The 19,722-nt window shown below is 69.0% G+C and carries 18 protein-coding genes; 13 read left to right on the top strand and 5 right to left on the bottom strand.

The window, feature by feature from the left end; translation table 11 throughout:
• Window positions 1-115 precede the first annotated feature (115 nt).
• The gene (locus tag ACWEPG_RS18095; RefSeq protein WP_450116403.1) at window positions 116-1,276 is read right to left on the bottom strand and encodes a hypothetical protein; all 1,161 of its coding nucleotides are present in this window, start codon (window positions 1,274-1,276) and stop codon (window positions 116-118) included.
• Window positions 1,276-2,226, bottom strand: a complete 951-nt coding sequence (locus ACWEPG_RS18090) for a metal-dependent hydrolase (RefSeq protein WP_450116402.1) — start codon at window positions 2,224-2,226, stop codon at window positions 1,276-1,278. Before ACWEPG_RS18090 ends, ACWEPG_RS18095 begins: the two co-directional genes overlap by 1 nt.
• 171 nt (window positions 2,227-2,397) lie before the next feature.
• Between ACWEPG_RS18090 and ACWEPG_RS18085 the strand changes: the two genes are divergently transcribed.
• From ACWEPG_RS18085 to ACWEPG_RS18035, 11 genes are all read left to right on the top strand, one after another.
• Entirely contained in the window at window positions 2,398-3,018 is a 621-nt protein-coding gene (locus ACWEPG_RS18085; RefSeq protein ID WP_450116401.1) for a TetR/AcrR family transcriptional regulator, read from the top strand.
• 38 nt (window positions 3,019-3,056) lie between these two features.
• Entirely contained in the window at window positions 3,057-4,118 is a 1,062-nt protein-coding gene (argC, locus tag ACWEPG_RS18080; RefSeq protein ID WP_452594926.1) for an N-acetyl-gamma-glutamyl-phosphate reductase, read from the top strand.
• Window positions 4,115-5,359 carry a bifunctional glutamate N-acetyltransferase/amino-acid acetyltransferase ArgJ gene (argJ, locus tag ACWEPG_RS18075; RefSeq protein WP_450116399.1) on the top strand — a complete coding sequence of 415 codons (1,245 nt, stop codon included), beginning with the start codon at window positions 4,115-4,117 and terminating at the stop codon, window positions 5,357-5,359. The genes argC and argJ overlap by 4 nt, the downstream gene beginning before the upstream one ends.
• A complete protein-coding gene (gene argB / locus ACWEPG_RS18070) occupies window positions 5,356-6,285 on the top strand; it encodes an acetylglutamate kinase (protein WP_450116398.1) in 930 nt (309 codons plus the stop codon). Before argJ ends, argB begins: the two co-directional genes overlap by 4 nt.
• The gene (locus ACWEPG_RS18065) at window positions 6,282-7,487 is read left to right on the top strand and encodes an acetylornithine transaminase (protein ID WP_450116397.1); all 1,206 of its coding nucleotides are present in this window, start codon (window positions 6,282-6,284) and stop codon (window positions 7,485-7,487) included. Before argB ends, ACWEPG_RS18065 begins: the two co-directional genes overlap by 4 nt.
• Window positions 7,488-7,491: 4 nt before the next feature.
• Window positions 7,492-8,433, top strand: coding sequence for an ornithine carbamoyltransferase (gene argF / locus ACWEPG_RS18060; protein WP_450116396.1), 942 nt, complete (start codon window positions 7,492-7,494; stop codon window positions 8,431-8,433).
• Window positions 8,430-8,957, top strand: coding sequence for an arginine repressor (locus ACWEPG_RS18055; protein WP_450116395.1), 528 nt, complete (start codon window positions 8,430-8,432; stop codon window positions 8,955-8,957). Before argF ends, ACWEPG_RS18055 begins: the two co-directional genes overlap by 4 nt.
• 89 nt (window positions 8,958-9,046) lie before the next feature.
• Window positions 9,047-10,246, top strand: coding sequence for an argininosuccinate synthase (locus tag ACWEPG_RS18050; protein WP_450116394.1), 1,200 nt, complete (start codon window positions 9,047-9,049; stop codon window positions 10,244-10,246).
• Between the two features lie 2 nt (window positions 10,247-10,248).
• A complete protein-coding gene (gene argH, locus ACWEPG_RS18045) occupies window positions 10,249-11,694 on the top strand; it encodes an argininosuccinate lyase (protein ID WP_450116393.1) in 1,446 nt (481 codons plus the stop codon).
• Window positions 11,695-11,760: 66 nt separating this feature from the next.
• Window positions 11,761-14,739, top strand: a complete 2,979-nt coding sequence (locus tag ACWEPG_RS18040; RefSeq protein ID WP_450116392.1) for an AMP-binding protein — start codon at window positions 11,761-11,763, stop codon at window positions 14,737-14,739.
• Between the two features lie 49 nt (window positions 14,740-14,788).
• The gene (locus ACWEPG_RS18035; RefSeq protein ID WP_450116391.1) at window positions 14,789-15,004 is read left to right on the top strand and encodes a Trm112 family protein; all 216 of its coding nucleotides are present in this window, start codon (window positions 14,789-14,791) and stop codon (window positions 15,002-15,004) included.
• Here ACWEPG_RS18035 and ACWEPG_RS18030 read toward each other — a convergent pair.
• The 3 genes from ACWEPG_RS18030 to ACWEPG_RS18020 are packed head-to-tail and all read right to left on the bottom strand — an operon-like array spanning window position 14,971 to window position 17,139.
• Entirely contained in the window at window positions 14,971-15,597 is a 627-nt protein-coding gene (locus ACWEPG_RS18030; protein ID WP_450116427.1) for a TetR/AcrR family transcriptional regulator, read from the bottom strand. The genes ACWEPG_RS18035 and ACWEPG_RS18030 overlap by 34 nt on opposite strands.
• A gap of 40 nt (window positions 15,598-15,637) precedes the next feature.
• Window positions 15,638-16,393, bottom strand: a complete 756-nt coding sequence (locus ACWEPG_RS18025; RefSeq protein ID WP_450116426.1) for an ABC transporter permease — start codon at window positions 16,391-16,393, stop codon at window positions 15,638-15,640.
• Between the two features lie 11 nt (window positions 16,394-16,404).
• Window positions 16,405-17,139 (bottom strand): ABC transporter ATP-binding protein, encoded by a 735-nt coding sequence (locus tag ACWEPG_RS18020; RefSeq protein WP_450116390.1) that lies wholly within the window; start codon window positions 17,137-17,139, stop codon window positions 16,405-16,407.
• A 122-nt stretch (window positions 17,140-17,261) separates the two neighbouring features.
• Here ACWEPG_RS18020 and ACWEPG_RS18015 point away from each other — a divergent pair, with 122 nt between their 5' ends.
• Window positions 17,262-17,903: a DNA-3-methyladenine glycosylase gene (locus ACWEPG_RS18015; protein ID WP_450116389.1), complete on the top strand. Its 642-nt coding sequence runs from the start codon at window positions 17,262-17,264 to the stop codon at window positions 17,901-17,903.
• Window positions 17,900-19,219, top strand: coding sequence for a tyrosine--tRNA ligase (gene tyrS / locus ACWEPG_RS18010; RefSeq protein ID WP_450116388.1), 1,320 nt, complete (start codon window positions 17,900-17,902; stop codon window positions 19,217-19,219). Before ACWEPG_RS18015 ends, tyrS begins: the two co-directional genes overlap by 4 nt.
• Window positions 19,220-19,722: the final 503 nt, after the last annotated feature.

Genomic DNA, 19,722 nt, shown 5'->3' with positions numbered 1-19,722 from the left:
GGTGTGGACACTTTTTGGTGCAATTCGGGCATTTCTCGCATAAGGAAGTCGACCGAAACGGGACGAGGCGGGAGTGTCCGGTGGACACTCCCGCCTCGTCTCGCGGCCGGATCGGCTACGCCGTGTGGCTTGCCGCGGGTTCAGCGGCCGGTGGCGGCGTACTCGTTGCCGCCGACGGTCGGGGAACGGTGAACGTGGCGACGACGCTGAGGATCGCCACGGCGAAGCACGCGACCGTGTACCAGAGGCTGCCGACCGGATCGCCGTTCGCGGTGACCCCGTCGACCGCGTCGAAGAATGCGGGCAGTGCGGTGACCCAGAGGACCGCCATCACGACCAGGTACACGACGGCGTACCACCGGACGAAGTCGTTCGAGTACGGCGGGACGTCGGAGCGCCCCGCACGAACGCGGGACCACTGCCGAGCCAGAATCACGACCGCCACGACCGACAGCGCGACCAGTTCCGCGGCGTAGAGGAACCCGCGGACCGTGTCGCTCCCCATGCCGAAGACGGTCGCCGGGAGCGGGAGCACGAACACCCCGACCGAGGCGGTGAGGCCGATCACCACGGTGCGCCACACCAACTGCAGGCCGGAGAAATGCCGGCCCGCATCGACGTGCCGACCGACGAAGAACTGGACGCACAGCGCCAGCGACATCGGCCACAGCGCCGCGAACACCACGACGCTGGGCAACGGAACCGAATCGAAGAACGGCTGGTTGACCTTGTTGTCGAGGGTCCACTCCCACCAGCGCAGCTGCGGTCCGAGGTGGTCGAAGATCTCATAGAACGCGTGGTGCACGAAGCCGACGCACACCGCGCCGAGGATCACGCCGTACTTCCGGAACACGCCGAGCATCCGGACGATCTCGAACGCGATGGTGGCCATCAACGGGTAGATCGCGATGATGTACAGCGGCAGGCGACCCCACAGGAAATCGACGGTGAACACGTTGTGCGCGAACATCGTGCCCAGGTAGTCCTCGGTGCCGAACGTGGCCGGGAAGTAGATCGGCGGCTCGATCACGAACAGGAACGCGGTGGCACCGAACCACAGCACCAGATTGGTGGGATCGCCCTTCCTGCGCAGCCGCAGAATTGCGTAGACGAGCGCGAGTACCGCCCCGAGGATGATGGTGAACTCGAGGACCGGCAGGGTCCAGTTCTCCAGCGCGCCCGGGCTGCGGAACTCGACCAGCCCGCCGGCCTCCTCGCACGAGAAGCCCAGGCGGGTTGCGAGATCCGAGAAGGTGGGTGAGCAGTGGTCCGACATCACTTCACCTCCGACAGTGCCGACTCGGCGCTGCGATCCTGTTGCTCGGCGGTGTACCAGCGAGTGCAGTCGTAGCCCTCGTCGTAGCGGGCGAACCAGCGGCCGGCCAGTACAGGCAGGTTCTCGTGGGTCGGGTCGTGCCCCGGCAGCTGGCTACGGACGGCACCGGCGAGCGCGGTGAGCTGCTCGCCCAGGTGCAGGCCGTCGAACGCGCGTGGCATCGGCCCCTTGGTCAGGTAGGGCGCGAAGGAGGTGAGCACCCGCTGCTTGATGCGGTGCCGGGCGAACATCGACATCGCGTCGACCTTTCGCTCGGACAGCGGAACGTGCTGGTTGAAGCCGGCGCACGCGATCCGGATCGATTTCATCACGTGCGCGAAGATCGACGGCGCCATCCGCATCCGGTACAGCTCGTTGCCGACGACGGAGTTGTAGATGATCAGCGCCGAACTGCGGTGCTCGACCTCTTCGACGAAGTGCCAGAGGAACAGGGAGGCGACCCGGTCGTCGCCGGGCGCGAACAGGGTCGCCTCGTTGTCGAGCATCAGCTTGAACACCGGGGTGAAGGTGGCCTCGAGGTCCGCGGTGTACGCGAGCCGGTAGTCGATCGAGGTGCGCTCGGTGAGCAGGTCGAATTCGCCGATGACCGCGTCGAGAGTGTTCTGCAGGCCGGGGTAGCGCCTGATCAGCGCGTTCACGTGCTGGCGGTGGGCGGTCGAGTGGTGCCCCTCCTGTCGCATGAACGCCGTGGCTTCCTCGGCGACCTCGGGATCGGTGATCCGCGGCTTGGTCTGGAGGATCAGCTTCACGATCATCTTCTCGAAGCCGATGGCCAGGAACGAGACGGCGTTGGACATGCTCGACCACGCGGGGTTCTCGGGGTTCCACAGGAAGGGGACGTCCTGGTCCTCGAATCCGAAATCCATCTTGCGGGCTTGAAGGTTGGTCACTGTTCGGCACCTCGAAACGGGAAATGGGCTGGTCAGGTGGCCTCCCCGGCACCGCGAGGCCCCCAATGGCAGTGATCATACGCAGATTGGCTCGTGTGTATGATCGCTTTCGGTCGATCGGTCGTCACTCGTGATCCGAATTGGCGGATCGCCTGTGATACCGTCCGCCCGGTGGCGCGCAGACGTGGGTGGGGCGGCAGTCCGCCGGGTGACGACGAGGAGGCCTCCCGTCGTATCGTCGCCGCCGCAGTCGATCTCATCGGGCGGACCGGTTCGGAGATCAGCATCGCCGACGTCGCCGAGTCGCTCGGCGTGATCCGGCAGACCGTGTATCGATACTTTCCGAGTGCCGATGCACTGATGCGGGCCGCGGCCATCGCGTCGGTCGCCGGCTTCCTCGATCGGCTGGCCGAGTGCGTGGCGGGTCTCGACGATCCCGTAGAGGCGATGACCGAGGGTGTCGTCTACACGCTCGCCGAGGTCCGCCGAACGCCCCATCTGGGCATCCTGTTGTCGAGTTCGTACTCGAACGTCCACTCCGACAGCCTCACCTCCGACGAGGCGCAGGCGTTCGGCATGACGATGATCAAGAGATTCGACGTCGACTGGGCGCGGCACGGATACGACGACACCGCGCTGCACGGGCTCGTCGAGTACGTCCTGCGCACGATGCAGTCCTTCTTCCTCTCGCCGGGGAACCCGCCGCGCAGTGACGGGGAGTTGCGGCAGTACCTGCGGCGCTGGATGGGTACCGCAATCGCGGCGCAGAAGGAGTTCTCGGCGCGGGCCTAGGTGTGAATGGGCTTGCATGATGGTGCATAATCGTCCATATGGTCACCACAGCAGCTTCCACCGGACCGATCCGGGTCGCCATCGCAGGGGCGAGCGGGTACGCGGGCGGCGAAATCCTGCGCCTGCTGCTCGGGCACCCCGCCCACCGCGACGGCAGGCTCACGATCGGCGCCCTCACCGCGGGCGGCAATGCAGGCGCCACCCTGGGGCAGTTCCACCCCCACCTGCTCCCGCTCGCCGACCGAGTGCTCGAACCGACCACCCTGGACGTCCTCGCCGGCCACGACGTCGTGTTCCTCGGTCTGCCGCACGGCAACTCCGCCGAGATCGCCAAGGCATTGCCGGAGAGCACCGTGATCATCGACTGCGGCGCCGACTTCCGGCTCTCGAATGCCGCCGACTGGGAGAAGTTCTACGGCAGCGCGCACGCCGGGACCTGGCCGTACGGCCTGCCCGAGCTGCCGGGCAACCGGGACAGGCTCACCGGCGCGACCCGCATCGCGGTGCCCGGTTGCTACCCGACCGCGGCCAGCCTCGCGCTCGCCCCGGCCGTCGCCGCCGGGATCGTCGAGCCGCGGGTCACCGTCGTCGCGGTCAGCGGCACCTCCGGCGCGGGACGCGCCCCCAAGGCAGACCTGCTCGGGTCCGAGGTGATGGGTTCGGCCAAGGCCTACGGTGTCGGCGGCGTCCACCGGCACACCCCCGAGATCACCCAGAACCTCTCGGCGCTGGCCGGCACCGACGTCACGGTCTCCTTCACGCCCGTGCTCGCGCCGATGCCGCGCGGCATCCTCGCCACCTGCACCGCCGCGACGACCGTGGACCTGGCGCGCGCCCGGGAGGTCTACGAGAAGGCATACGCCGACGAGCCGTTCGTGCACGTGCTGCCAGAGAACGTCTACCCGCAGACCGGCGCGGTCATCGGCTCGAACGCCGCACAGATCGGTGTGGCCGTCGACGAGACCGCGGGCCTGCTGGTCGTGATCGCCGCCATCGACAACCTCACCAAGGGCACCGCAGGCGGTGCCGTCCAATCCATGAACCTGGCCCTTGGCCTGCCCGAGACCGATGGTCTCTCGACCGTGGGAGTTGCCCCGTGACAACCGATTCCGAGTTCGCCGCACCGCACGCAGTCGAGGTTGCCGGTGGCCGCCTGATCCGCACCCAGGGTGTCACCGCGCCCGCAGGCTTCCGCGGCGCAGGCATCGCCGCCGGTATCAAGGTCAGCGGCCGGCCCGACCTCGCCCTCGTGTTCAACGAGGGCCCGGACACCGCTGCGGCCGGCGTCTTCACGGCCAACAAGGTCAAGGCCGCACCCGTGCTGTGGTCGCAGCAGGTGCTCACCGGAGGCAAGCTGCGTGCCGTGGTGCTCAACTCCGGTGGCGCCAACGCCTGCACCGGCGCCCCCGGCTTCCAGGACACCCACGCCACCGCGGAGCACGTCGCGGCCACCCTCAGCGACTGGGGCACCGAGACCGGCGCCGGTGAGGTCGCGGTCTGCTCCACGGGGCTGATCGGCGACCGACTGCCGATGGACAAGCTGCTCGCCGGCGTCACCGAGATCGTGCACGAACTGGCCGGCGGGATCAGCGGCGGCACCGACGCCGCCTACGCGATCATGACCACCGACACCGTCCCGAAGCAGGCGGCGCTGCACCACGCGAACAAGTGGAACGTCGGCGGCATGGCCAAGGGCGCGGGCATGCTCGCCCCCTCGCTGGCCACGATGCTGTCCGTCGTCACCACCGATGCCGTCGCCACCGCGGCCCAGCTCGACGAGGCACTGCGGGCCGCGACCCGGCTGTCCTTCGACCGGCTCGACGTCGACGGCGCCACCTCCACCAACGACACCGTGCTGCTGCTGTCGTCGGGTGCCAGCGGCATCGCCCCCACCCAGGAGGAACTCAACGCCGCGGTCCTCGCGGTCTGCGACGACCTCGCCGACCAGATGATGGCCGACGCCGAGGGCGTCACCAAGCGGGTCACCGTCACCGTCGCCGGCGCCGCCAGTGAGCAGGACGCGCTCGTCGGGGCCCGGACCGTCGCACGCGACAGCCTGGTCAAGACCGCGCTGTTCGGCTCCGACCCCAACTGGGGACGGGTGCTCGCCGCGATCGGTATCGCCCCGATCGCCCTCGACCCCGACCGGATCTCGGTGTCCTTCAACGGGAATCCGGTGTGCATCGACGGCGTCGGCGCACCGGGCGCGCGTGAGGTCGACCTCTCCGGCGAGGACATCGCGCTGCGCATCGAACTCGGTGTCGGCGACGCGGAGGTCTCCATCCGCACGACCGACCTCTCGCACGCGTACGTCGAAGAGAACTCGGCCTACTCGTCATGAGTGAGAGCATCCTCAGCCTGACCTCCAGTCAGAAGGCGTACGTCCTCGCCGAGGCGCTGCCCTGGCTGCAGCGGTTCCACGGCAAGATCGTCGTCGTCAAGTACGGCGGCAACGCGATGGTCGACGACGAACTGAAGGCGGCGTTCGCGAAGGACATGGCGTTCCTGAGGACCGTCGGAATCCACCCCGTCGTGGTGCACGGCGGCGGACCGCAGATCAACGCGATGCTGAAGCGGCTCGGCATGGAAGGCGAGTTCCGCGGCGGCTTCCGCGTCACCACGCCCGAGGTCATGGACGTCGTGCGGATGGTGCTCTTCGGTCAGGTCGGACGCGAGCTCGTCGGGCTGATCAATGCCCACGGCCCGTATGCGGTCGGCATCTCCGGTGAGGACGCGCACCTGTTCACCGCGACCCGGCGGACCGTCGTCGTCGACGGCGAGCCGACCGACATCGGGCTGGTCGGCGACGTCACCACCGTCGACCCGACCGCGGTGCTCGACCTCATCGCCGCCGGCCGGATTCCGGTCGTCTCGACGATCGCCCCCGATTCCGACGGTGTGGTGCACAACATCAACGCAGACACCGCCGCGGCCGCGCTCGCAGAGGCCCTCGGCGCCGAGAAGCTGGTCGTCCTCACCGACGTCGAGGGCCTCTACACCAACTGGCCCGATCGCAGCTCGCTGGCGTCGGTGATCGACACCGCCGCGCTGGAACAACTTCTGCCGAGCCTGGATTCGGGCATGGTCCCGAAGATGGAGGCGTGCCTGCGCGCCGTGCACGGCGGCGTCCCGAGTGCCCACGTCATCGACGGCCGCCTCGCGCACTCGGTGCTCCTCGAACTACTCACCGGCGAGGGCATCGGCACGATGGTTGTCCCACCGGATCCCTCGGTCCCCACCACCCCTGCAAAGGAAGGCCCCGCATGACCGGCACCTCCGCACTCCAGCAGCGCTGGTCCGGTGCGCTGATGAACAACTACGGCGTCCCGCGGGTCGCCCTCGTCTCCGGCGACGGGGCCGTGCTCACCGACGCCGACGGCAAGCAGTACCTGGATCTGCTCGGCGGCATCGCCGTCAACATCCTCGGCCATCGGCACCCGGCGATCATCGACGCGGTCACGGCGCAGCTGAACACTCTCGGTCACGTGTCGAACCTGTACGCCAGCGAACCGGCCGTGGCACTGGCCGAGCAGCTGCTGCACCACCTTGGTGCCGGTGGCGACGGCGGCGTCACAGGCCGGGTGTTCCTGTGCAACTCCGGTACGGAAGCCAACGAGGCGGCCTTCAAACTGGCCCGGCTCACGGGCCGGCGCAAGATCATCGCCGCCGAGCGGGCCTTCCACGGCCGGACGATGGGTGCCCTCGCGATGACCGGGCAGCCGGAGAAGCGGGCACCGTTCGAGCCGATGCCCGCGGGCGTCGAGTTCGTGCCCTACGGTGACATCGCGGCCCTCGACGCGGCCGTCGACTCCGACACCGCCGCCGTGATCCTCGAACCGATCATGGGGGAGTCCGGGGTCGTGGTCCCGCCGGAGGGCTACTTGGTCGAAGCCCGCCGGATCACCGCCGAGCGTGGTGCCCTGCTGATCCTCGACGAGGTGCAGACCGGCATCGCGCGCACCGGCTGGTTCTACGCCCACCAGGCGTCGGGCATCGTGCCCGACGTGATGACCCTCGCCAAGGGGCTCGGCGGCGGCCTGCCGATCGGGGCGTGCATCGCCACCGGCGCCGCGGCCGAACTCTTCGGCCCGGGTAAGCACGGCACCACCTTCGGTGGAAACCCCGTGTGTGCCGCCGCGGCGCTGGCGGTGCTGCGCACCGTCGACCAGGAGGATCTGCTCAGCCACGCCGATGCGGTCGGCAAGTCGCTGTCCGCGGGGATCGAGGCGCTCGGGCACCCGCTCGTCGATCACGTCCGCGGCGCCGGGCTGCTGCTCGGCGTCGTCCTCACCGACACCGTCGCACCGGCCGTGGAGGCCGCTGCACGGGACGCCGGCTACCTCGTCAACGCTGCGGCGCCCGACGTGATCCGGCTCGCGCCGCCGCTGATCCTCACCGAGGAGCAGGCACAGGGATTCGTGGCGGCGCTGCCGCAGATTCTGAACACCGCTGTAGCGGAAGGGAAGTGACATCATGCCGGTGAAGCACTATTTGAGGGACGACGACCTCACCCCGGCTCAGCAGGCCGAGGTGCTCGAGCTCGCCGCCGTACTGAAGAAGGATCCGTTCGCCAAGCAGACCCTGGCCGGGCCCCGCGCGGTCGGGGTGATCTTCGAGAAGAACTCCACCCGCACCCGGTTCTCGTTCGAGGTGGGCATTTCCCAACTCGGCGGGCACGCCGTGGTCGTGGACGGGCGGAGCACCCAGCTCGGCCGGGAGGAGACGCTGCAGGACACCGGCCGGGTGCTCTCGCGCTACGTCGACGCCGTCGTGTGGCGGACCTTCGGGCAGAAGCGGCTCGAGCAGATGGTCAGTGGTGCGACGGTCCCGATCGTCAATGCACTCTCCGACGAGTTCCACCCCTGCCAGGTCCTCGCGGACCTGCAGACCCTGCGCGAGCGCAAGGGCGAGCTGAAGGGGCTGAAGCTGACGTACCTCGGTGACGGCGCCAACAACATGGCGCACTCGCTGATGCTCGGCGGCGTCACCGCGGGCATCGACGTCACCATCGCCGCCCCGGCGGGCTTCGCGCCGTTGCCCTGGGTGCTCGACGCCGCCCGCGCGCGGGCCGCCGAGACCGGTGCCACCATCACCGTCACCGACGACCCCCAGGCCGCTGTTGCCGGCGCCGACGCGCTCGTCACCGACACCTGGACCTCGATGGGCCAGGAGAACGACGGCCTCGACCGGGTCGGACCGTTCCGGCCGTTCCAGATCAACGCGGCGCTGCTCGCGAAGGCGGCGCCGGACGCGGTGGTGCTGCACTGCCTGCCCGCGCACCGCGGGGAGGAGATCACCGACGAGGTGCTCGACGGCCCGCAGTCGGTGGTGTGGGACGAGGCCGAGAACCGCCTGCACGCACAGAAGGCGCTGCTGGTGTGGCTGCTGGAGCATCAGGACCGGGCACAGTCGTGACCGCCACCCAGCCGAGGGGCGTGACGGCACCGCCGTCGAAGTCGCTCGCGGTCGCGCAGACACGGGCCGGGAGGCAGGCCCGGATCACCGCCCTACTGGCGGTGCACGAGGTCCGCAGCCAGCCGGAACTCGCCGCGCTGCTCGCCGCCGAGGGCATCGAGGTCTCGCACGCGACGCTGTCGCGGGACCTCGAGGAACTCGGTGCGGTGAAACTGCGGGCCGCCGACGGGGGCGCCGGCGTGTACGTCGTGCCCGAGGACGGCAGCCCGGTGCGCGGCGTCTCCGGCGGCACCGACCGGCTGTCGCGGCTGCTGGGGGAGTTGCTGGTGTCCACCGACGCGAGCGGGAACCTCGCGGTGTTGCGCACCCCGCCGGGTGCCGCGCACTACCTCGCCAGCGCGCTGGATCGCGCGTCTCTGCCCGAGGTTGTGGGAACCATTGCCGGGGATGACACCATTCTTGTGGTGGCCCGTGAACCCCTGACGGGCGCGCAGCTCGCCGACATGATCGAAAAACTGGCCTGACCTGGCATTTGCGCCGGGTCCGGTCGGCATGCGATCGGCACAACTGAAGAATCTCGAGAAGATACAACCCCAAAAGGAGCACACAGACCATGGCTGAACGCGTCGTACTCGCCTACTCGGGCGGGCTGGACACCTCCGTGGCCATCAGCTGGATCGGCAAGGAGACCGGCAAAGAGGTCGTCGCCGTTGCCATCGACCTCGGCCAGGGTGGCGAGGACATGGAGGTCGTGCGTCAGCGTGCCCTCGACTGCGGCGCCGTCGAGGCCGTCGTGATCGACGCCAAGGACGAGTTCGCCGACGAGTACTGCCTGCCCACCATCCAGGCCAACGCCCTGTACATGGACCGCTACCCGCTGGTCTCGGCGATCAGCCGGCCGCTGATCGTCAAGCACATCGTCAAGGCCGCGCGCGAGCACGGAGGCACCGTCGTCTCGCACGGCTGCACCGGCAAGGGCAACGACCAGGTGCGGTTCGAGGTCGGCTTCGGCGCCCTCGCCCCCGACCTCGAGGTCATCGCCCCGGTTCGTGACTACGCCTGGACCCGGGAGAAGGCCATCGCCTTCGCCGAGGAGAACCAGATCCCGATCAACGTCACCAAGCGTTCGCCGTTCTCGATCGACCAGAACGTGTGGGGCCGCGCCGTCGAGACCGGATTCCTCGAGGACCTGTGGAACGCCCCGACCAAGGACGTCTACGACTACACCCAGGACCCGACCATCAACTGGAACGCCCCCGATGAGCTGATCATCAGCTTCGAGGCAGGCAAGCCGGTCGCGATCGACGGCAAGCCCGTCACCGTGCTCGAAGCGGTCCAGGAGCTCAACAAGCGCGCCGGTGCGCAGGGCGTCGGCCGCCTCGACGTGGTCGAGGACCGCCTCGTCGGCATCAAGAGCCGCGAGATCTACGAGGCCCCCGGCGCGATGGTGCTCATCACCGCGCACCAGGAACTCGAGCACGTCACCCTCGAGCGCGAGCTCGGTCGCTACAAGCGGCAGATGGAGCAGCGCTGGTCCGAGCTGGTCTACGACGGCCTGTGGTTCTCGCCGCTGAAGGAGGCGCTGGACACCTTCGTGCTCAAGACCCAGGAGAAGGTCACCGGCGACATCCGCCTGTTCCTGCACGGCGGCGCGATCACCGTCAACGGCCGGCGCAGCCCGCAGTCGCTGTACGACTTCAACCTCGCGACCTACGACGAGGGCGACTCGTTCGACCAGTCGTACGCGAAGGGCTTCGTCAACATCCACGGCCTGTCCTCCAAGGTCGCCGCGAAGCGCGACCTGGGCCTGTAACGATGACCGAGCACGATGCCGGAGGCGTCCAGGCGCACGGCACCAACGAAGGTGCCCTGTGGGGCGGCCGGTTCGAGTCCGGACCGGCCGCCGCCATGGCGGCGCTGAGCAAGTCCACCCACTTCGACTGGGTGCTCGCGCCCTACGACGTGCGTGCCTCCAAGGCGCACGCCAAGGTGCTGCACGCCGCGGGACTGCTCGGTGACGCCGACCTGGCGACCATGCTGGACGGTCTCGACCGGCTCGGGGCCGACGTCGCGAGCGGTGCCTTCGTGCCCGCCGACTCCGACGAGGACGTCCACGGTGCCCTCGAGCGCGGCCTGATCGAGCGGGTCGGACCCGAGGTCGGTGGCCGGCTGCGCGCCGGCCGCTCGCGCAACGACCAGGTGGCCACGTTGTTCCGGATGTGGCTGCGCGACGCGGTCCGCCGAGTCGCTGCCGGTGTGCTCGACGTTGTCGACGCCCTCGCCACCCAGGCGGCGGCGCATCCGGCGGCGGTGATGCCCGGCAAGACGCATCTGCAGGCCGCGCAGCCCGTCCTGCTCGCGCACCACCTGCTCGCACACGCCCACCCGCTGCTGCGGGACGTGCAGCGGCTGGTGGACTTCGACAAGCGGGCCGCGGTGTCGCCGTACGGGTCCGGCGCGCTGGCCGGGTCCTCGCTCGGCCTGAACCCGGACGCCATCGCGGCGGAGCTGGAGTTCGACTCCGCGGCGGACAACTCGATCGACGCCACGTCCTCGCGGGACTTCGCGGCCGAGGCGGCGTTCGTGTTCGCGATGATCGCGGTCGACCTGTCCCGGATGGCCGAAGAGGTCATCATCTGGAGCACACCGGAATTCGGCTACATCACGCTCGCCGATGCCTGGTCGACCGGGTCGTCGATCATGCCGCAGAAGAAGAACCCGGACGTCTCGGAACTCACCCGCGGCAAGGCCGGGCGCCTGATCGGCAACCTCACGGGCCTGCTCGCCACGCTCAAGGCGCAGCCACTGGCGTACAACCGGGACCTGCAGGAGGACAAGGAGCCGGTCTTCGACTCCGTCGCCCAGCTGGAACTGTTGTTGCCCGCGATCACCGGGCTGGTCTCGACGCTCGAGTTCCACACCGACCGGATGGCCGAGCTGGCCCCGGCCGGGTTCACCCTCGCCACCGACATCGCGGAATGGATGGTGCGTCAGGGTGTTCCGTTCCGGGTCGCACACGAGGCGGCCGGTGCGTGTGTGCGGGCGGCCGAGTCCCGCGGAGTGGGTCTCGAGGATCTCACCGACGCCGAGCTCGCCGCGGTGGATCCGGCCCTGACACCGGCGGTACGCGAGGTGCTCACCGTGCAGGGGTCGATCGCCTCCCGTAACGCCCGCGGTGGCACCGCCGGTGTACAGGTGGCGCACCAGCTGGATCGGGTCCGGGAGTCCGCGGGGCAATTGAAGGCCCTGATCGGAAACTGACGGATTCTCACTGCCGCGCGCGAATACACTGTGCCGGAACACCGGCGGAAGGTTGGGGGCGCGGCAGTGAGTTGGTCCGAGATTCTGAACGGTTCCGTTCGCCGCGTGGTCGCGACCGCGCAGAACGGTCTCGAGGTCGTCCGGCTGGGCGGCCTCGAGACCGAGGCCCGGCCGTCGGAGTTCACCGTCGTCGACCGCGCGCCGATGTACCGGCTCCGTCGCTACTTCGCCGACGAGGTCACCGAAGCCGATTCACCCCGTCCGCCGATTCTGCTCATCCCGCCGATGATGATGTCGGCCGACGTGTACGACGTCACCCAGGACCAGGGCGCGGTCGGCATCCTGCACTCGATGGGGCTGGATCCTTGGGTGGTCGACTTCGGTTCCCCGGACACCGAGGAGGGCGGCTGGAACCGCACCCTCGCCGACCACATCGTCGCGATCAGCGAGATCGTCGACCGCGTACACAAGGAAACCGGGCAGGACGTGCACCTGTCCGGGTACTCCCAGGGCGGCATGTTCGCCTACCAGGCCGCCGCGTACCGGCGGTGCCGCCACGTCGCGTCCCTCGTCACCTTCGGTTCACCGGTCGACACCCTGGCGGCCCTGCCGTTCGGGATCCCCGGCGACATCGCCGCGCCGGCGGCCGACTTCCTCGCCGACCACGTCTTCACCCGTCTCTCGATCGCGGGTTGGATGGCGCGCACCGGGTTCCAGCTCCTCGACCCGGTCAAGACGGCCAAGTCACGGATCGACTTCCTGCGGCAGCTGCACGACCGCGAGGCGCTCCTCCCGCGTGAACAGCAGCGACGCTTCCTCGCCACGGATGGTTGGGTGGCGTGGTCCGGTCCGGCGGTGGCGGAGCTGCTCAAACAGTTCGTCGTGCACAACCGGATGGTGTCCGGTGGCTTCGTGATCGGTGACCGACCGGTCTCCCTGGCCGAGGTGACCTGCCCGATCCTGGCATTCGTCGGCGAGGTGGACGACATCGGCCAGCCGACCGCGGTCCGGGGTATCCGGAAAGCGGCGCCGAAGGCTGAGGTATTCGAATCCACCATGCGGGCAGGTCATTTCGGCCTCGTCGTGGGATCGTTGGCGGCCGACCACACCTGGCCGACGACCGGTGCCTGGGTGCGGTGGCGGACCGGGACGGACCCGCAGCCGGCCGGTATCGTGCCGATGGCCGCGGAGGACCTCCCGATCGACGAGACCGGTGTGTCCGTCGCGGACCGGCTGCTGCACACCGGTACCTCGATCGCCGAGGTGGGGGTCGGTGCCGTGCGCGGGGCCCTGGAGGCGGCGGTTCACGCGGTGCGCGGCAGCCGGGAACTGACCGCCGAGGCGGCCCGCGCGCTGCCGCGGCTGGTCCGGCTCGGGCAGGTGCAGCCGCACACCACGATCTCGCTCGGCAAACTGCTCGCCGAGGCAGGGGCGAAGAACCCGCGCGGCGAGTGCTTCCTGTTCGACGACCGCGCGTACACCAACGGTGCGGTCAACACCCGGATCGACAATGTCGTCAAGGGGTTGATCGCGGCCGGGGTGCGACCGTCCACACGGGTCGGGGTGCTGATGGAGACCCGGCCCAGCGCACTCGTGGCGATCGCCGCGCTGTCGAGGATCGGCGCGATCAGCGTGCTGCTGCCCCCGACCGAGGACCTCGCCGACGCGATGCGGCTCGGCAAGGTCGCCACGATCGTCACCGATCCCGACCATCTGCGTGCCGCGGAACGGCTGGGGCCACCGGTGCTCGTCCTCGGTGGTGGCGAATCCCGCGTCCTCGATCTGGAAGCCGACTCGGAGACGGTCGATCTCGAACAGATCGAGCCGGACCTCATCGCGATGCCGGCGTGGTACCGGCCCAATCCCGGCCGCGCAAACGAACTGGCGTTCGTGCTGTTCGGGCGGTTCGGCGGCGAGGTCGAGGCCAAGTACATCACCAACCATCGCTGGGCCCTGTCCGCTTTCGGAACAGCGACCGCCGCGAATCTCGGCAACGGTGACACGGTCTATTCTGTTGCGCCGCTGTATCATTCGTCGGTCCTGCTCGCGACGCTCGGCGGGGCGATCGCCGGTGGGGCGCGCATCGCACTGTCCCGGGGTCTCGACCCCGAGCGGTTCGCGACCGAGGTGCACCGCTACGGGGTCACCGTCGTGGCGTACACGTGGACGATGATGCGCGAACTGGTGGACGGCCCCGACTTCGCGTTGGACGCCTCGCACCCGATCCGGCTGTTCATCGGTGCGGGAATGCCCCGTGGACTGTGGCTGCGGACGATGGACCGGTTCGCGCCCGCGCGCGTGCTCGAGTTCTACGCCTCCACCGAGGCCGCCGTCGTGCTCGCCAATGTGTCCGGCGCCAAGCCAGGGTCGAAGGGGCGTCCGTTGCCCGGGAGCACCGCGGTCCGCATCGCCGCGTACGACCCCGTCACGCGCCGGTTCGTCGAGGACGATCACGGACTGGTGCGCGAATGCGAGGTCGGGGAGGTGGGACTCCTGCTGGGGCAGGCCACGTCCGCGGAGGCGATCGGCGGCGCGATGCGCGGAGTGTTCGCGGCCGGCGACGCATGGGTGCCCACCGAGCACCTGTTCCGCACCGACGGTGACGGTGACTTCTGGCTCATGGACGACCGGAACACCGTCGTCTGCGCGCGGCGCGGCCCGGTGTACGGGGAACCGATCGGATACGCGCTCGGCGTCCTGGACCAGGTGGACCTCGCCGTCACCTACGGTGTGCGGGTCGGCGACGAGGAGCTGGCGGTCACCGCACTGACGTTGCGCCCTGGGGCGTCCCTGACGGCGGCCCATCTGGCCGACGCGTTCGCCGGCCTCGACGAGGGGCAGTGCCCAGACCTCGTGCACGTCGTCCCCGAGATCCCGATCAGCAACTCGTATCGACCCCGGCGCGGCGAGCTGAGGGCGGCGGGCCTGCCGAAACCGGGAGTGCGGGCCTGGTTCTGGGACGCCGAGCACACCCGCTACCGCCGACTGACGAAGGCGGTGGTCACCGACCTTCAGGAGCGCGGTGGTCGGGCACCGACCGGCTAGCGGGTAGCCTGGCCGGTGATCCCGTCAACCCGATGCGAGAGGACCTTTCGTGGCGCTCGATCCCACCCTGCTGAGCATCATCGCCTGCCCGCAGGACAAGGGCCCGCTCCTGCTGGTCGACGACGCACTGCTCTACAACCCGCGGCTGCGTCGCGCCTACCCGATCGAGGACGGCATCCCGGTGCTGCTCGTCGACGAGGCACGCGACGTCACCGAGGACGAGCACCAGGACTACATCACGCGCGGAACGGGATCCACCGACTGATCGGGCACATTCGACCCGGCGAGATCGCCGGTGAGATACCGCTGCAACGTCGGCGCGACCAGCATCACCACCCGCTCGGGTTCCATCGTGGCCAGCGGATCGAGTCGGAGCAGATAGCGAGTGACGATCAGTCCCGCCATCTGTGACGCAACCAGACCGGCCCGCAGGGACGCGCTCCCCGCAGGATCGTCCACCCGGTGACCGATCTCGTCGAGCACCACCTCTGTCAGGAAACTGCGCACCAGCCCGACCGACTCACCGGAGATCGCCGACCGGAGCGCCGCGAGCAGACCCTCGCGCTGCGGGGACTCCCAGACGCCGAGCACCGCGCGCAGGAACCGCTCACCCAGTTCGTCACGAGGCGCGTCGAGCAGTCCGGCAAGCACGACCTTCGGATCGATCGGCACCGCGATCGCCGCGAGAAACAGCGCGCGTTTGGTACCGAAGTAGTGGTGCACGAGCGCCGAGTCGACGCCTGCCGCGGTCGCGATCGAGCGGACCGATGTCTTGTCGAACCCCGTCTCGGAGAATCGGCGGCGGGCCGCCGCGAGGATGTCCTCACGGGTGTCGGGGCTGCCCGGCCGGCGCCCCATCCGGACGCTCGGCCGGGTCACGACGCGCTCCGCCGCGGTGTCACGGCGTCCGCCGACGCAGTGTGGCCGCCGCCAGGCACAGCGCGACGACCGCGAACCCGACCACGACGGCGATGTCGCGCCACATCGTCGCCGTGGCGCCGGGATGCTTGGCTACCTGCTGCAGTGCCTCGACGGCGTAGCTCAGTGGCATCACGTTCGACGCCCACTGCAGCCATTCGGGGAGCTGGTCGCGGGGCACGAGCAGACCGCAGAGGAACAGCTGCGGGATCACGATCACCGGCATGAACTGCACCGCCTGGAACTCGGTGCGCGCGAATGCGCTGCACAGCAGGCCCAGCGCGACACCGAGTACGGCGTCGACCACCGCGATCAGCACGACCCAGCCGACACTTCCCTCCGTGGTCAGGTCGAGAAAGCCGAAGGTGACCAGGCAGGCGACGAGGGCCTGCGCCGCCGCGGCGAGGGAGAACGCGGTGCCGTAGCCGCCGAGCAGGTCCAGCTTCGACATCGGGGTCGTCAGCAGGCGTTCGAGGGTGCCGGAACTGCGTTCGCGCTGCATCGCGATCGACGTGATCAGGAACATCACCACGAACGGCAGGATCCCGAGCATGGTGATGGCGATCCGGTCGAACAGCGGCACTTGGCCGGGGGGCGTGGGCACGTTGACGTACAGGTAGTACAGCAGCGTCATCAGCAGCGCCGGCACCAGCAGGATCATCGCGACGGTGCGGTGGTCGCGGCGCAGTTGCCGCAGGATGCGGGCGGTGCCGGCCCCGTAGATGCGAGGGGTCATGAGTGGGGCGTTCACGACTGCTCCTGAACTTCTCGTTCGCGGATCAGGGTCAGGAAGGCATGTTCGAGGTTGGTCTCACGGGTCTGTTCGAGCAGGGCCCCCGGGCTGAGCTGTGCGAGCAGGTGTCCGTCGCGGAGCAACAGCAGGTCATGGCAGTGCTCGGCCTCCTCCATTACGTGACTCGAGATCAGCAGTGTGGTTCCGCTCGCGGCCAGGCCTGCGAATCGTTCCCACAGGTCGGCACGGAGCACCGGATCCAGCCCGACGGTCGGTTCGTCGAGGATCAGCAACTCCGGTTCGCCGACCAGCGCGCAACCGAGGGAGACCCGTCCGAGTTGACCGCCGGACAATTCCCCGGCGGGAACATCGGCCTGCGCGGCCAGATCGACCATCGCCATCACGTCGGTCGCCGCGCGTGCGGGACGGCCGTACAGCGCCGCGAAGTAGGCGATGTTCTGCCGCACCGACAGGTCGGGATAGACGGTGGGGGACTGGGTGACGTAACCGACGCGGTGGCGCAGTTGCGGCGAACCCGCCGACTCGCCGAGGACGGTGACCGTGCCGGACTCGACGATCTGGGTGCCGACGATGGCGCGCATCAACGTCGTCTTACCGCAGCCGGAGGGTCCGAGAAGGCCGGTGATGCTGCCGGTCGGGATCCGCAGATCGAGGCCGTGCAGCACCTCGACGTCACCGCGGCGGACGACGAGGTTGTCGATGGCAACGGCGAAAGATGATCCGGGCATCTCGTGCTCCAATTCATCGAGCGATGAAATCATCGTCTGATGACTTTTATAGACCCCTCCGGTCCCCAGGTCAACGGGGCTGCGGCGCTCCGATCCGGCCTCTCCGGGGCACAATCGCGGGCATGATGGTGCTCTCCCGGTCGCCCGAACTGAGCGAGGACGCGCTCACCGTCGCCGACCCGGTCACCGCGGCTCGACTGGTGTTGGGATCGACACTGTCGTGCGGTGCGGTGCGCCTGCGGATCGTCGAGGTCGAGGCGTACGGGGGAGACCCGCTCGGGCCGTGGCCGGACCCGGCCGCCCACTCCTATCCGGGACCCACCGAACGCAACGCAGTGATGTACGGCCCGGCGGGCCGGCTCTACGTCTATCTCAGCCACGGACTGCACTTCTGCCTCAACGTCAGCTGCGCCGGGGAAGGGACCGCGGGTGCGGTGCTGCTGCGGGCAGCGGAGATTCTCGCGGGGGAGGACGTGGTGCGCCGCCGTCGCGGTCCCGACCGCGGCCAACGCGAATTGGCGCGCGGTCCGGGCAATCTCGGTCAGGCGCTCGGAACAACCCTGGGCGACAACGGGTCCGCGCTCTTCGACGGCGGCTCCCCGATTCGACTCGACCCCGGCCCCGCGACGCCCATCGCATTCGGGCCGCGGGTGGGAATCAGCCGCGCCGCCGACCGTCCGTGGCGTCTGTGGGATCCCACATCGAACGCCGTCTCCGCCTACCGGCGTAGCCCGCGTGCGCCCGCGCCGCCGAGTGCGGGATGATCGAAGCCGTGACTGAGAACGCCCTGACCGAGAACATCGCCTCGACCGAGAACATTGTTGACGAACTGACCTGGCGTGGACTCATCCAGCAGTCCACGGACATCGACGCGCTGCGTCGTGAGGCCGAGGCCGGTCCGGTCACCCTCTATTGCGGCTTCGACCCGACCGGTCCGAGCCTGCACGCAGGACACCTCGTCCCGCTCCTGACGCTCAAGCGGTTCCAGCAGGCCGGGCACAAGCCGATCGTTCTCGCCGGCGGGGCCACCGGGCTCATCGGCGACCCCCGCGATGTCGGCGAGCGGGTGATGAACTCCGCCGACACGGTCGCGGACTGGGCGCAGCGGATCCGCGCCCAGCTCGAACGGTTCGTCTCGTTCGACGGCGACAACGCCGCAGTCGTCGAGAACAACATGAACTGGACCGGCAAGCTCAGCGCGATCGACTTCCTGCGCGACATCGGCAAGCACTTCTCCGTCAACGTCATGCTCGCTCGCGAGACGGTCAAGCGGCGCCTCGAATCGGACGGCATCTCCTACACCGAGTTCAGCTACATGCTGCTGCAGGCCAACGACTACCTGCAGCTGCGGCGGGACCACGGGTGCACGCTCCAGGTCGGTGGCTCCGACCAGTGGGGCAACATCATCGCCGGTGTCGAGCTGAACCGCCGCGTGGACGGTGAGTCGGTGCACGCGATGACCGTGCCGCTGGTCACCTCGTCGGACGGCAAGAAGTTCGGCAAGTCCACCGGGGGCGGCAGCCTGTGGCTCGACCCGGAGATGACCAGCCCCTACGCCTGGTACCAGTACTTCGTGAACACCGGTGACGCCGACGTCATCCGCTACCTGCGCTGGTTCACCTTCCTCGGTCAGGACGAGCTCGCGGAGCTCGAGGTCGAGGTCGCCGAGCGGCCACAGGCGCGTGTCGCCCAGCGCCGGCTCGCCGCCGAGATGACCACCCTGGTGCACGGGGCCGAGAACACCGCGGCCGTCGAGCTCGCCAGCCAGGCACTGTTCGGGAAGGCCGAACTGCGCGATCTCGACGAGTCGACCCTCGCCGCCGCGTTGACCGAGGCGTCGGTGGCGCAGGTGCGCCCCGGTGAACCGACCGCGATCGTCGATCTGCTGGTCGCCAGCGGGCTGTGCGAGAGCAAGGGCGCGGCGAAGCGTGCGGTCAAGGAGGGCGGCGCGTACGTGAACAACGCCAAGGTCGGCGCGGAGGACTGGACGCCCGAGTCCGGCGACCTGCTGCACGGTCAGTGGCTCGTCATCCGTCGCGGGAAGCGCAACTTCGCCGGCATCCAGCTGTTGCCGGCCTGAGACGGTCCCGGTCGGAGGGCGTCGTCGCCTCGCACATGCGAGGGGCGGCGCCCTCCGCCGTTCAAGGTCCTCGTGGCGGGGACCCTCGAGGAGCCGCGGCGCTGCGTGTGCGGCGTCACATCGTTGTAATTTGTCGCCTGGGGCGGCTGCTGCGGGCGGTGAGCTGGGGTTTCACCCGCCCTGGTGTGCTGTGACCAGCGGATTTGCGATGCCGTTCACGGCCACGTAACTTTTGTCGAGTCAGAGCGACACGGACACCGACCCGGCCCGCGAGGGACTGGGACACGAGGTTGGACGAAGGCGCCTGGCAAGCCTGCTGGAACTTGCTTCACCGGTTTGCGCCGGTGGGAGAAATCAGTTAGGCTGGAACAGTTGCCCCGGAGAGGCCGAGATAATCTCGGACGCGAAGGTGTGTGCGTGTTCTTTGAGAACTCAACAGTGTGCCGATGAATGTCAGTGCCAAATTATTTGGTACTCCACTCCATCATTTGTATGGGGTGGGT

Source organism: Rhodococcus sp. NPDC004095 (genome assembly GCF_053604015.1).
Note: the sequence above shows the minus strand (reverse complement) of the source record. Positions and strands in the feature narration are given on the sequence as shown.